This window comes from Pantoea phosphatilytica (assembly GCF_051025615.1).
In the GTDB taxonomy this organism is placed as follows: Bacteria; Pseudomonadota; Gammaproteobacteria; order Enterobacterales; family Enterobacteriaceae; genus Pantoea.
Genome location: NZ_JBPFDF010000001.1, coordinates 592,296 through 604,588 on the forward strand (window position 1 = coordinate 592,296; position 12,293 = coordinate 604,588).

At 56.9% G+C, this 12,293-nt stretch carries 14 protein-coding genes and 2 tRNA genes; 7 read left to right on the forward strand and 9 right to left on the reverse strand.

From position 1 onward, the window contains the following. Positions 1-92: 92 nt before the first annotated feature. Complete coding sequence (gene helD / locus ACR6AS_RS02990) at positions 93-2,147, forward strand: DNA helicase IV (RefSeq protein WP_434161093.1); 2,055 nt, start codon at positions 93-95, stop codon at positions 2,145-2,147. A 1-nt stretch (position 2,148) separates the two neighbouring features. Here the strand turns inward: helD and mgsA are convergent, their stop codons facing one another. After that, positions 2,149-2,607: a methylglyoxal synthase gene (mgsA, locus tag ACR6AS_RS02995; RefSeq protein WP_111141669.1), complete on the reverse strand. Its 459-nt coding sequence runs from the start codon at positions 2,605-2,607 to the stop codon at positions 2,149-2,151. 68 nt (positions 2,608-2,675) lie between these two features. Further along, on the reverse strand, positions 2,676-3,317 hold the full coding sequence (locus ACR6AS_RS03000) for a DUF2057 family protein (protein ID WP_418802349.1): 642 nt from the start codon (positions 3,315-3,317) through the stop codon (positions 2,676-2,678). Positions 3,318-3,492: 175 nt separating this feature from the next. On the opposite strand from ACR6AS_RS03000, the gene ACR6AS_RS03005 reads away from it, so the two are divergent. After that, a complete protein-coding gene (locus tag ACR6AS_RS03005; protein WP_111141665.1) occupies positions 3,493-3,906 on the forward strand; it encodes a CoA-binding protein in 414 nt (137 codons plus the stop codon). 36 nt (positions 3,907-3,942) lie between these two features. On the opposite strand, the gene hspQ is transcribed toward ACR6AS_RS03005, so the two are convergent. Together hspQ and rlmI are read right to left on the reverse strand one after the other, a co-directional pair. Next, entirely contained in the window at positions 3,943-4,260 is a 318-nt protein-coding gene (gene hspQ / locus ACR6AS_RS03010) for a heat shock protein HspQ (protein ID WP_111141663.1), read from the reverse strand. A 59-nt stretch (positions 4,261-4,319) separates the two neighbouring features. Next, positions 4,320-5,510: a 23S rRNA (cytosine(1962)-C(5))-methyltransferase RlmI gene (gene rlmI / locus ACR6AS_RS03015; RefSeq protein WP_434161096.1), complete on the reverse strand. Its 1,191-nt coding sequence runs from the start codon at positions 5,508-5,510 to the stop codon at positions 4,320-4,322. Positions 5,511-5,595: 85 nt separating this feature from the next. Here rlmI and yccX point away from each other — a divergent pair, with 85 nt between their 5' ends. Then, positions 5,596-5,874: an acylphosphatase gene (gene yccX / locus ACR6AS_RS03020; protein WP_111141659.1), complete on the forward strand. Its 279-nt coding sequence runs from the start codon at positions 5,596-5,598 to the stop codon at positions 5,872-5,874. Here yccX and ACR6AS_RS03025 read toward each other — a convergent pair whose 3' ends face one another. After that, positions 5,875-6,201 carry a TusE/DsrC/DsvC family sulfur relay protein gene (locus tag ACR6AS_RS03025; RefSeq protein WP_111141657.1) on the reverse strand — a complete coding sequence of 109 codons (327 nt, stop codon included), beginning with the start codon at positions 6,199-6,201 and terminating at the stop codon, positions 5,875-5,877. A 104-nt stretch (positions 6,202-6,305) separates the two neighbouring features. Then, positions 6,306-6,959, reverse strand: a complete 654-nt coding sequence (gene yccA, locus ACR6AS_RS03030; RefSeq protein ID WP_111141655.1) for an FtsH protease modulator YccA — start codon at positions 6,957-6,959, stop codon at positions 6,306-6,308. A 220-nt stretch (positions 6,960-7,179) separates the two neighbouring features. On the opposite strand from yccA, the gene ACR6AS_RS03035 reads away from it, so the two are divergent. The 3 genes from ACR6AS_RS03035 (at position 7,180) to agp (ending at position 9,385) form a co-directional block, all read left to right on the forward strand. Beyond that, positions 7,180-7,267 (forward strand) — tRNA-Ser (locus tag ACR6AS_RS03035). 79 nt (positions 7,268-7,346) lie between these two features. Then, positions 7,347-7,434 (forward strand) — tRNA-Ser (locus ACR6AS_RS03040). Positions 7,435-7,702: 268 nt separating this feature from the next. Continuing rightward, the gene (gene agp, locus ACR6AS_RS03045; RefSeq protein WP_418802352.1) at positions 7,703-9,385 is read left to right on the forward strand and encodes a bifunctional glucose-1-phosphatase/inositol phosphatase; all 1,683 of its coding nucleotides are present in this window, start codon (positions 7,703-7,705) and stop codon (positions 9,383-9,385) included. A 65-nt stretch (positions 9,386-9,450) separates the two neighbouring features. Here the strand turns inward: agp and ACR6AS_RS03050 are convergent, their stop codons facing one another. The 3 genes from ACR6AS_RS03050 to wrbA are packed head-to-tail and all read right to left on the reverse strand — an operon-like array spanning position 9,451 to position 11,729. Beyond that, entirely contained in the window at positions 9,451-10,824 is a 1,374-nt protein-coding gene (locus ACR6AS_RS03050; protein WP_418797275.1) for an NAD-dependent succinate-semialdehyde dehydrogenase, read from the reverse strand. 54 nt (positions 10,825-10,878) lie between these two features. Beyond that, on the reverse strand, positions 10,879-11,109 hold the full coding sequence (locus ACR6AS_RS03055) for a YccJ family protein (RefSeq protein WP_009091011.1): 231 nt from the start codon (positions 11,107-11,109) through the stop codon (positions 10,879-10,881). A gap of 20 nt (positions 11,110-11,129) precedes the next feature. Continuing rightward, complete coding sequence (gene wrbA, locus ACR6AS_RS03060) at positions 11,130-11,729, reverse strand: NAD(P)H:quinone oxidoreductase (RefSeq protein ID WP_293773933.1); 600 nt, start codon at positions 11,727-11,729, stop codon at positions 11,130-11,132. A gap of 298 nt (positions 11,730-12,027) precedes the next feature. On the opposite strand from wrbA, the gene ACR6AS_RS03065 reads away from it, so the two are divergent. After that, entirely contained in the window at positions 12,028-12,201 is a 174-nt protein-coding gene (locus ACR6AS_RS03065) for a con-10 family general stress protein (protein WP_111138563.1), read from the forward strand. Positions 12,202-12,293: the final 92 nt, after the last annotated feature.

Genomic DNA, 12,293 nt, shown 5'->3' on the forward strand with positions numbered 1-12,293 from the left:
GTGACGCCAAGTTTAGCCTGTTTTAAGGCTGGAGCGCCAAGGGTCTGACAGGTAAACTCCCCCTAATCCTATTCTCTGACGTTGGTGTCGGCGTGGAACTGAAAGCAACCTCAATGGGCAAACGGCTTGCCCAGCATCCTTATAATCGTGTTCGTCTTCTGACGGCGGGCGTCGAAGTCAGTGGCGATAAGCACGAGTATCTGATCCCCTTTAATCAGTTACTGGACATCGCCTGCAAACGCGGGCTGGTGTGGGGCGAGCTGGAGTTTTTACTGGCAGATGAAAAAGTGGTTCGCCTGCACGGAACGGAATGGCAGGAGACGCAGCGCTTTCACCACTATCTGATGCAGGCCTGGCAGCGCTGGAGCCTGGAGATGAGCGCGGTGTGCTGCGAGGTGCTGCAGACGTTGAGCGATGAGATCCGGACCTTCAGCGAGCAGGATCGCTGGCTGAACCGCCACGAGTTACAGGCGCTGAAAAGCCGCATCCTCAATCAGTTCGATGCCTTGCCTCTGCCGCTTGCCCGTTTAGATGCTTTTGCTGACTGCCGGGAGAACCTGGCGTTCTGTCAGCACTGGCTGGAGCAGGGCGAGGCGGCCCTGCGGCAGCGCAATCGCGACTGGACGGCGGCCATGCTGACCCGCTATCAGGCCTTCTTCGCCAGCGTCGAAAGTACGCCGCTCAATCCTTCGCAGTGTGAGGCGGTGGTGAATGGCGAGGATTCTCTGCTGGTACTGGCTGGCGCAGGCAGCGGGAAAACCTCGGTGCTGGTCGCGCGGGCGGGCTGGCTGATGCAGCGTAATCTGGCCAGCCCCGGACAGATCCTGCTGCTGGCCTTTGGCCGGGAAGCCGCCGAAGAGATGAACGCACGTATTCAGTCGCGACTGTCGGCCAGCGACATCCAGGCACGCACGTTTCACTCGCTGGCGTTGCATATTATCCGCGAAGGCAGCAGTAAACAGCCGGTCGTCAGCCGGCTGGAGAGTGATGCCGAGGCGCGGCGCACGCTGCTGATTCAGACGTGGCGGCAGCAGTGCCAGGAGAAAAAATCTCAGGCCAACGGCTGGCGGCAATGGTTACGCGATGAACTGGCGTGGGAAGTCCCGGAGGGGCCTTTCTGGGATGATGACAGGCTGGCAAAACGCCTGGCGTCACGGCTGGAGCGCTGGCTCGGTCTGATGCGCATGCATGGTGGCGCCCAGGCCGGGATGATTGCCGAAGTGCCGGAGGCGATCCGGGATGGCTTCAGCAAACGAATTAAGCTGATGGCACCTCTGCTGAAAGCCTGGAAGAGCGCGCTGAAAGAGGAAGGGGCGGTAGATTTTTCGGGTCTGATCCACCAGGCGATCGCCATTCTGGAAAAAGGCCGATTCATCAGTCCGTGGAAACATATTCTGGTGGATGAGTTTCAGGATATCTCACCCCAGCGCGCCGCACTGCTCAGCGCCCTGCGCCAGCAGAATAAGCGCACTGCGCTGTTTGCGGTGGGTGATGACTGGCAGGCGATCTACCGCTTCAGCGGTGCAGAGATGACGCTGACTACGGCGTTTCATCACTACTTCGGTGAGGGCGACCGTTGCGTACTGGACACCACCTACCGGTTTAACGATCGCATCGGCGACATCGCCAACCGGTTTATTCAGCAGAATCCACAGCAGCTGGCAAAACCGCTCAACAGCATCACCAAAGGCAATAAAAAGTCGATTGCGCTGCTGGCAGAGGATCAGCTGGAAGCCCTGCTGAACAAACTCAGTGGCTATGCGAAGCCGGATGAACGGATCCTGTTACTGGCCCGCTATCACTACCTGCGGCCCGACTTACTGGATAAAGCCCGGACCCGCTGGCCGAAGCTCAATCTGGAGTTTATGACGATTCATGCCAGCAAAGGCCAGCAGGCGGACTACGTCATTCTGCTGGGACTGCAGCAGGGAAAAGAGGGGTTTCCGGCGGAAGTCCGCGAATCAGTCATCGAACAGGGACTGTTACCGCAGCCAGAGCCGTTCCCCGATGCGGAAGAGCGCCGTCTGGCCTATGTGGCGCTAACGCGCGCGCGCCAGCAGGTTTTTCTGATGTTCGATAAAGCTGCACCTTCCCCTTTTGTTGACCATTTCCGCGAGCTGGGCGTGCCGGTGCTGCGAAAAGCCTGATTTATTTCAGGCGATCGGCCAGATAGCGCGCATAGTCCGGGATCTGAATATCCACGGGTTGTGCGAACAGGGGGGAGTGAATAATAAAGTCAGCCGTGGAGCGGTTCGTGGCGACCGGAATATTCCAGACGGTCGCCAGACGCAGCAATGCTTTCACGTCCGGATCGTGAGGCACCGCATTCAGCGGGTCCCAGAAAAAAATCAGCGCATCGATCTTTCCTTCTGAAATCAACGCGCCCACCTGCTGGTCGCCGCCCATCGGGCCGCTCAGCATCGCGGTCACGTTCAGGCCAGTATCACGATTGATCAGATTGCCGGTGGTGCCGGTAGCGTAGAGGATATGAGGTTCCAGCGCAGGCTGATTCTGTTTTACCCAGTCGAGCAGGGCGGCTTTGCAGTGGTCATGGGCGACCAGTGCGATATGTTTTTTTATGCCAAGGGTGCGGATAGTCTGTTCCATCGAAGCTTCCTCATTACGCCTGTCTGCTGGCGGAAAATCATGAGTTTACCTCTGGCGTTTCTGCGCTATCAACTTGTACGTAACATTTTGACCAGCGCCAGGAGCTGCTGACGGGTAGCTTCATCAAAGCGCTGGAACCAGCGCTGCAGCGAAGGCATTTCCGCCTGGGTTGTCCAGTCCAGATCGGCGGTGAACTGTATGGAAGAGGGAGTATCAGCGGCGGTGCGCGCAAAGCGGGGCACCGAGGCGATCTGACGGGTGCGATTGTAGTTCAGCATCGCCTTTTCCATATCGGCGAGCGTGGTGGCAGCCAGATGATCCCGCACGCTGCTGATCTCCTGCCCGTTTTCATCCACCAGCTGAAAGTTCAGGCTGCGATCAAAATGAACACGCTCACGCTTTGTCTCCAGCGCAGGCAGCCGGATAGTCAGCGTTCTGGCGGTGGCAGTGAAGGTGACGATCATCGGCAGGGACTGGTAGGTGATCACCCGGTCTTTATGGCCCTGGCGCTGCTGCTCTACCCGGAACAGAAACTGATGCTGACCGCGCTCCAGCTCCAGGCTGTCTGCGCCTTTAAGCAGCGAGCCTGAAATCTTTCGACCATCCAGCACCAGCAGATCGATCTGTGGATCGAGCTTCAATGTGATGGCAGAACAGGACGCCGACACGAGGAGAGCCAGTAACCCCGTGACAGCCAACGACAGCTTCATTTCAACTCCGGTAACCAGTGACAGAAAGGATATGTGTAGCAAATTTTTACATTATGGCAGTTAATTTACATTTAAACATATTTATTCGTGCGCGGGCTCAATTAATTTCGCCAGAGGCTTACCCGGCAGCGAGCGCACGCATCTACACTCAACACTGGCCTGAAAGGAGATAAACATGAACGACCAGACAATTCGTGATGTGCTGACGCGCACCCAACGTATCGCCTTAGTCGGGGCAAGCGATCGTCCCGAGCGTCCCAGCTTTGGTGTGATGAAATATCTGCTCGATCAGGGCTATGACGTGATCCCGGTCAGCCCGAAACTGGCAGGCAAAACGCTGCTGGGGCAGCAGGCTTATGCCACGCTGGCCGAGGTGCCGGGCGAGATTGATATGGTGGATGTCTTTCGCAATTCTGAAGCCGCGTGGGGCGTGGCGCAGGATGCAATCGCGGCCGGGGCTAAAACCTTGTGGCTGCAATTAGGTGTGATCAATGAACAGGCGGCGGTACTGGCTCAGGATGCGGGGCTGACGGTGATTATGGATCGCTGTCCGAAAATAGAGATCCCGCGTCTGGGGATCACTCGCTAAAAAGTGAATCGTGGCGGCAGAGCGTGCCGCCACAGATTAGTGCCGCAGATGCGGGGCCTGAAGCTGCTGACGCACTGATGCAGCCAGCTCATCCATTGAAGGCTGCTCGGGATGTTCCACGCTGGTTTCACCTGAAAGCTGGATCTCGGCAACGTAGGTGTGCACCTGATCGCCTTCTTCATCTTCCATTACGACGTGATACCAGGGCGCAGCGCGCATCTTCTCTTCCGCGCCCACGTCTTCGATTTTTGGCTCATCCAGTGAATATTCCGGATCGACATCGACAATAACGCCCAGTACGCCGGACAGACGATGACGAACCTGCTGACCAATACCAAACTTGCTGGCAATCATAGTGACCTCCGAAAAAAACGCTCTCCTTTCAATATGGGGGCAGGCGCCGATTTTTCAAGTCACATTACGCGGCAGGCGAAACCTTTCAGGTAGAGACCTTCCGGATAGCTGGCGATCACCGGGTGATCCGCCGCCTGACGGAACTGTTCGATGAACTGCACGTCACGACCGGCATCCAGCGCGGCATCGGCAATAATTTTCTGGAACAGTTCGGTCGCCATCAAACCCGAGCAGGAGAAGGTCATCAGGATCCCGCCCGGATTCAGCAGCTGAATGGCCAGCATGTTGATATCTTTATAGCCGCGACAGGCACCCATTAACTGGCTTTTATTCTCGACGAACTTGGGCGGATCCATAATGATCAGGTCAAATTTCTCGCCGCTGTCACGGTAACGGCGCAGCAGTTTGAATACGTCATCACGCTCAAAGCGCGCGCGGGAGAGATCCAGCTCGTTCAGCTCTACGTTCTGGCGCGCAACGTCCAGCGCCTCCTGCGAAGTATCGACGCTGATCACTTCCTGACAGCCGCCCATCAGGGCAGAAACAGCGAAGCCCCCGGTGTAAGAGAAGCAGTTAAGCACACGGGCGTCCTGCGCATAGCGACGCGTGGCCAGACGGCTGTCACGCTGATCCAGATAGTAGCCGGTTTTATGCCCGCCCTGGATATCGACCAGCAGCTTCATACCGTGTTCGGTAATCGGCAGCAGCGGCGGCGGCAGTTCACCGGTCACGGTACCCTGTGCCAGCGCCAGACCCTCTTTCTTGCGCACGGCGACATCAGAACGGTCATAGATGGCGCAGGTCGGGAAGCACTGCTGCAGGGCGGTGACGATCGCCGCACGCTGATATTCTGCGCCTGCCGAGAGCAGTTGCAGCACTAAAAAGTTGCCAAAGCGGTCGATCGTGACGCCCGGTAAACCGTCAGACTCCCCGGCGATCAGGCGATAGCTGTCCAGACCATCGCGGGCTGCCAGCCATTGACGCCACTGCTGCGCCTGCTCAAAACGGCGGACAAAGAAGGCGATATCGATGGATTCATCGGCCTGCCAGCTCCAGACGCGGGCGCGAATCTGCGACGCGGGTGAATACGCGGCGCGTGCCAGCCACTTACCGTTGCTGTCACAGACGTCGATGGTTTCACCCTGTTGCGCTTTGCCTTCCAGACGCGCAACGGCACCGGAAAAGACCCATGGATGGCGACGGAGCAGGGACTTTTCACGTCCCTTTGTGAGAATCAATCTGACTGTCATAGTTTGCTATGCTTACCTGAAAAAATGAGGTGCCATTGTCCGGTGGATAACGGGAAATTGCAACGAACAGCAGCAGGAGAGAATCATGTCAGCAACCGGTTTTAAGGCCTGGGTGCATGGCCGCGTGCAGGGCGTCGGGTTTCGTTACAGCACGCAGGCGGAAGCCAGAACGCTGGGGGTGCTGGGCTATGCCCGGAATCTGGACGATGGCAGCGTGGAGGTTTTTGCCTGGGGCGAGGCGGAGCAGGTTGATGCGCTGCTCGCCTGGCTTAAAGCGGGCGGGCCCCGCAGTGCCCGGGTTGATCAGGTGCTGGTGGAGCCGCATCAGCCTGCTGAGCCGCCGCGCGATTTCCGCATCGGGTAATTACAGACACTTCGCGGGTTTAGGCAGGCCGGCGATTTTGGTTGCCTGCTTAGCCGGCCCCTCCGGAAACAGGCGGAACAGATAGCGACTGTTGCCTTTCTCCTCGCCATATTTCTGCGCCATCGCCTTTACCAGCATTCGCACGGCCGGGGAGGTGTTATATTCCAGATAAAATGCGCGCACAAAATGGACCACTTCCCAGTGCGCCTCCGTCATGGCCAGGCCTTCCTGTTGGGCGATCTGCGCCGCCAGAGCTTCACTCCAGTCGCCGGGGTGCTTCAGGTAGCCTTCGGCATCGACGGCGATTTCGTTACCGTTAAAATTCACGCGACATCCTCTTTATTAATGATGGTGCAGTTTATCAAACCTGGCAGTCAGAAAAAGCAAAAACCCCGCCGGAGCGGGGTTTTGACATGGAACCCGAGCGCACATCAGTTGCTGCGGGCAAATCCCAGCAGGCTGAGCAGGCTGACAAAGATGTTGTAGAGCGAAACATAGAGGCTGACCGTCGCCCGGATGTAGTTAGTTTCGCCGCCGTGAATGATGTTGCTGGTTTCCCACAGAATCGCACCGGCTGAGAAGAGAATAAACAGCGCGCTGATCGCCAGATGTAACGCGGGCAGCTGCAGGAAGATATTCGCGACGACCGCCACCAGCAGGACCACAAAACCGGCCATCATCATGCCGCCCAGGAAGGACATATCACGGCGGGTCGTCAGCACATAGGCTGAACAGCAGAAGAAGACCAGGGCGGTTCCGCCCAGGGCCAGCGCGATCACATCACCCATGCCTGCGGTTAAGAACGAGCTGAGGATAGGGCCCAGGCAGTATCCCAGGAAGCCGGTGAAAGCAAAGGCGGCCAGAATCCCCATCGGGCTGTTAGCCATACGGTACGTTAAGAACATCAATCCATAAAAGCCGACCAGCATCAGGATTAAACCCGGCGCAGGCAGGGCGAGCAGGGTGCTGGCGGTCGCCGTCACGGCCGAAAAGGCCAGCGTCAGGCCAAGCAGAAAATAGGTATTGCGCAGAACCCGGTGCGTTGACAGTAATGAGGACTGCGATGAGGTGACAATTCTTTCCATGTTGCGCTCCTTTAAGCAGAACACTAAATATGCGCCGAGAATACGCAGGCTGTTAAAGAGGGAAAAGGCGTTTTACCCTTCTTTACGCGTTAATCTGCTAATTGTTTGAGCAGAGTGGCGATTTTCACAGCGAAAAATCACAATCTGACTGTTTTTCAGGCGAATAGACAGAATCATGCTTTACATCGCGAAACGGGGTGTTTATAGTGCGCGTCATTGCGGAGGGGTGGCCGAGTGGCTTAAGGCAGCGGTCTTGAAAACCGCCGATGGGAAACCATCCGAGAGTTCGAATCTCTCCTCCTCCGCCACTTTATCTTCCCTGTGTTAACAGCAGCGAGTAAAGTGGCAGGATCTGACGATTTTGCCGATGCAGTAAAGTTTTAAAACGGAGGGGTGGCCGAGTGGCTTAAGGCAGCGGTCTTGAAAACCGCCGATGGGAAACCATCCGAGAGTTCGAATCTCTCCTCCTCCGCCAGATTTTACAGGCCAGCACTCAGTGCTGGCCTGTTTCGTTTCTCTCCTCCCCTGATTAATTCCGCGTTAATAACCCTGCGGGTCTCCCGGTTACGCCACGGCGCACGCCTTTCTCCGTTCCATCTCTGCTATAGTCCACTCACTGTTTTTGCAAACATCTGGCGCTTTTCTGAGGCGAGCTGAGTTACACTGTTAATTACATCGCTCTGAGGCGAGCTAATCGGTTGATAGCCAGAGTGTTTCTTTACTGAATGAATGGAATAGGCACAATGATCAATAAACTGAGTCTTTGCGCATTGTCAGTACTCGCTGCATTGCCGGTCGGTACGGTAGCCCTGGCGGCTGACAGTGATATGCAGCTCCAGCAGGTGCTGATGTTAAGTCGTCACAATCTGCGTGCGCCGCTGGCTGATAATGGCAGCGTGCTGGAACAGTCGACGAAAAAAAGCTGGCCGCAGTGGGATGTTCCCGGCGGACAGCTGACCACCAAAGGTGGCGTGCTGGAAGTCTATATGGGTAACTATACCCGCCAGTGGCTGGCACAGCAGGGGCTGGTGAAAAACGGCAGCTGTCCTGACAGCAACAACGTTTTTGTTTACGCCAACAGCCTGCAGCGCACTGTGGCAACCGCCCAGTTCTTTGTTAATGGTGCTTTCCCTGGCTGTGACGTCGCTGTCACCCATCAGGATGAAATGGGCACCATGGATCCTATCTTCAATCCGGTCATCACCGATGGCAGTGAAGCATTCAATAAAAAAGCGCTGGCTGCGATGGCTGCCGCGAATGAGAAACTGTCGCTGAAGCCCGCCTTCCAGCGCCTGGAAAAGATTGTTGACTACAAGGCCTCACCGGCCTGCAACAATAAAAAGCAGTGCGATCTGAGCAGCGGCCAGAACACCTTCAGTGCAGAAAATGGCAAAGAGCCGAACGTCAGTGGCCCGCTGAAAGTGGGTAACTCACTGATGGATGCGTTCACCCTGCAGTACTATGAAGGTTTCCCGCTGGAGCAGGTGGCATGGGGCCAGATCAAGACGCCTGAACAGTGGAAAGAGCTGTCGGCCATCAAAAATGGCTATCAGGATGCGCTGTTCACCAGCCCGGATGTCTCCCGTGAAGTCGCGGCGCCGCTGGTGGATTACATCCGCAGTCAGTTAGTGGATCAGGACAAAGCCAACGCGCCGAAAGTGACGCTGATGGTGGGGCACGATTCCAACATCGCTTCGCTGCTGAGTGCGTTACAGGTCAAACCTTATGAACTGCCGGATACCTACGAAAAAACGCCGATTGGTGGTCAGGTTGTGTTTGAGCGCTGGCATGACGCGAAAAATGACAAGGATTTGCTGAAGGTAGAGTATGTCTATCAGAGCGCCGATCAGCTGCGTAATGCCGATGTACTGAGCCTGAAGAATCCGCCGAAGCGTGTCACGCTGCAACTGGCGGGGTGTGAAACCGATGCAAACGGCTATTGCAGCTGGGAGCAGTTCTCGCAGGCGCTGAACAGCGCGCTGCAGGGAACGCCAATGCAGTCTGCGGCGGCGCCACAACCGGCAGCGGCTGCGCAGTCTGACGACAGCGCAGAGGCGGCAGCGACCCAGGATGCGGCGGCGGATAAAGCGCAGACGGATAAAGCCGCAGCGGCGAAAGCGAAGTCTGATGCCGATAAAGCGGCCGCTGAGAAAGCCAAAGCGGATAAAGCGGCGGCTGATAAGGCTAATGCAGACAAGGCAGCGGCGGATAAAGCGGCAGCCGAGAAGGCTAAAGCAGACAAAGCTGCGGCTGAAAAAGCGAAAGCGGACAAAGCCGCTGCCGAAAAGGCAGATGCAGCAGAAAAAGCCAAAGCCGATAAGTCACCGGCGGAAGCCGCAGGCAGTGATAAAGCGGACAACGCCGCGAACGCGCCTGCAGCCGCGAACAAGGACGAAACTAAGTCGGCAGCCGTGGCGACACAGTAAGCTCCCGCACCTGCTGATAATAAAAAACCCCGTCGATACGGGGTTTTTTTATGGCGCCGGAACGGTTATCCCGCCACGACCACCAGCTTCTGGTTGGCAAACTCTTTGATGCCCAGGTCGGACAGCTCACGACCATAGCCCGAACGTTTCACCCCACCGAAAGGCAGTTCCGCAGAGGTATCGCTCTGCGAATTAATGAAGACCATGCCGGTTTCGATGGCGGAGGCCAGCTGGCGGCCGCGTGCAATGTCGCGGGTCCAGACCGATCCCCCCAGGCCATAGTGGGAGTCATTCGCCAGCGCGATGGCAGCCTGATCGTCACCGACCACATAAACCTGCGCAACCGGGCCAAAGAACTCCTGATAGTAGGCCGGATTATCCGGGGTGATGCCGGTGAGGATCGTCGGCTGATAGAAGCAGCCTTCTCCTTCAACGGCTTTGCCGCCGATCAGCAGTTTTGCGCCGCTGGCGACCGCGTCATCGACCTGTTTTACCAGACGGTCACGTGCATCGGCAGAGGAGAGCGGCCCCAGTGTGGTTTTCTCATCCAGCGGATCGCCCAGCGTGGCAGCGCTCAGCGCGGCGCTGAACTGGCTGATAAACTGGTCAGCAATTTTTTCATGCAGGATAAAGCGTTTGGCGGCAGTACAGACCTGACCGCAGTTGCTGAGGCGCGCCTGCACCCCCTGACGCACCGCTTCATCCAGATCCGCATCATCCAGTACCACAAACACATCGTTGCCGCCCAGTTCCAGCGTCGACTTTTTAAGATGCTTGCCTGCCTGCTCCGCGACGGCGCTGCCGGCACGTTCTGATCCGGTCAGGGCTACACCCTGCACGCGATCGTCGGCGATCAGATCGGCAACCTGCTCGTTAGAAATAAACAGGTTGGTCCAGGCCCCTTCCGGCGCCCCGGCTTCGCGAACCAGTTTCTCAAAGAGATCGGCGCAGTGCGGCACGATGTTGGCATGTTTGGCCAGCACCGGGTTACCCAGCGCCAGGTTGGGTGCCAGCACGCGCATCAGCTGATAGTAAGGGAAGTTCCACGGCTCGACGGCCACCAGCACGCCGATCGGATGATATTCGACCCAGGCTTCGCCCAGTGCACTGGGATAGGCTTCCGGCTGCAGAATGCGTTCGGCGTTCTCGGCGTAGTAGCGGGCAATCTGCGAGCAGATTTTCACTTCACCGCGGCTCTGACCGATCAGCTTGCCCATCTCTTTGCTGGCAATCGTCGCCAGCTCTTCCTCACGGCTATCAATCAGATCAGCCAGTTTTTTCAGGACCTGCAGACGCGGCTGGATCTCCCCCTTGCTCCAGGCGGAGTGGAACAGGCGGTCGGCCACCTCCAGCGCATGACTCACGGCGTCGGCGTCGTGTGACGGCCAGCTTTTCAGCAACTGGTTGTTCGCGGGATTAATGCTTTGATAGGAAGACATCGCGTACTCCTTGGTGAGCTAAAAAGAGGAGGGCGGGAAAGTCCCGCCCCTGAATCAGACGTTTTTGCGTTCGACAGGCTTGTCATCCCAGGTCAGCAGATCTTTATCGGTCTTTTCAAATGCGCGGATCAGGACATCATCGCTGCCCTGCTGACGCCAGATCTCTTCGGCCAGGCGTTCATCATAATCGGCCACTTCAAAAATGGCCTCAGCAATTTCAGGGGAGGTATGACGCAGACTGGCCCATTCGCCGACGTGATGTGCTTTCGATTGTTCAGTAGACATAGTTTTCTCCTTTAATGGAATCAGCCCTTCAGTTTGACGGTCACACCGGCAACATGTTCACCCTGGAAACGGGCGATGTTAAGTTCCGCTTCGGTCGGCTGGCGCGAGCCATCGCCGCCCGCCAGCGTCGTCGCGCCGTAAGGCGTACCGCCGCGAACTTCAGAGATATCGAACAGCTCTTTAGTGCCGTAGCCGATGGGCACGATCACCATGCCGTGGTGCGCCAGGGTGGTCCAGACGGACGTAATGGTCTGTTCCTGCCCGCCGCCGGTGCCGGTAGAGGTAAAGACGCTGGCGACCTTGCCGTAGAGCGCACCTGACGCCCAGAGACCGCCCGTGCGATCCCAGAACGTACGCATCTGCCCGGACATGTTGCCAAAGCGGGTCGGGGTGCCGACGATAATCGCGTCGTAGTCTGGCAGAACGTCAGGCGTTGCTTCTGCTGCCCGCTGATCGGTTTTGCCGCCCACCTGTGCGAAGCGATCGGCCTCCATGGTTTCTGGTACCCGCAGGATATCCACTTCCGCGCCGGGAACCCGACGAGCACCTTCTGCAACCGCGTTCGCCATCGTTTCAACATGTCCATACATCGAGTAGTAAAGCACCAGAATCTTGGCCATAGATCTCTCCAGGTGGTTTTAACGTGCAAAAAAAGTATAGAAGAGCTTTTGTAATGTGGGGGCGAAGCGAAAGCGGAGGCAGAAAGGGTGGACAATAATTCAGCAGCTAATCGGTTGTTCAGCCACAGAATATGCGATTTTTAGTCAAATATATGGCGATTAATCTGTTGCTGAATGTGAATGTCAGCGGGATAAAAGCAGAATCTGGCTATTCTTTAAACATGGGTGAGTGTGTAACCGGCACTTCAGCCCTCTGCGTTTTATTCTTATTTATCGCACTACGCGACAGGAGCAGATCATGGCCACACATCGTGGAGGTTCAGGCAATTTTGCTGAAAACCGTGAACGGGCCGCAGAAGCAGGACGCAAAGGCGGAAAAAACAGCGGCGGCAATTTTAAAAACGATCCGGAGCGCGCCGCGCGTGCCGGGGAGAAGGGCGGTCGCAGCAGTCCTAAAAAAGCGGACGCCTGACCTCACTCCGCCGCCGGGTGAGACCGGCGGTGAACGTCATTGCTTTTACCCCTGGCTCTCCTCACAATACTGTCCGGATACCCTATCAGGTG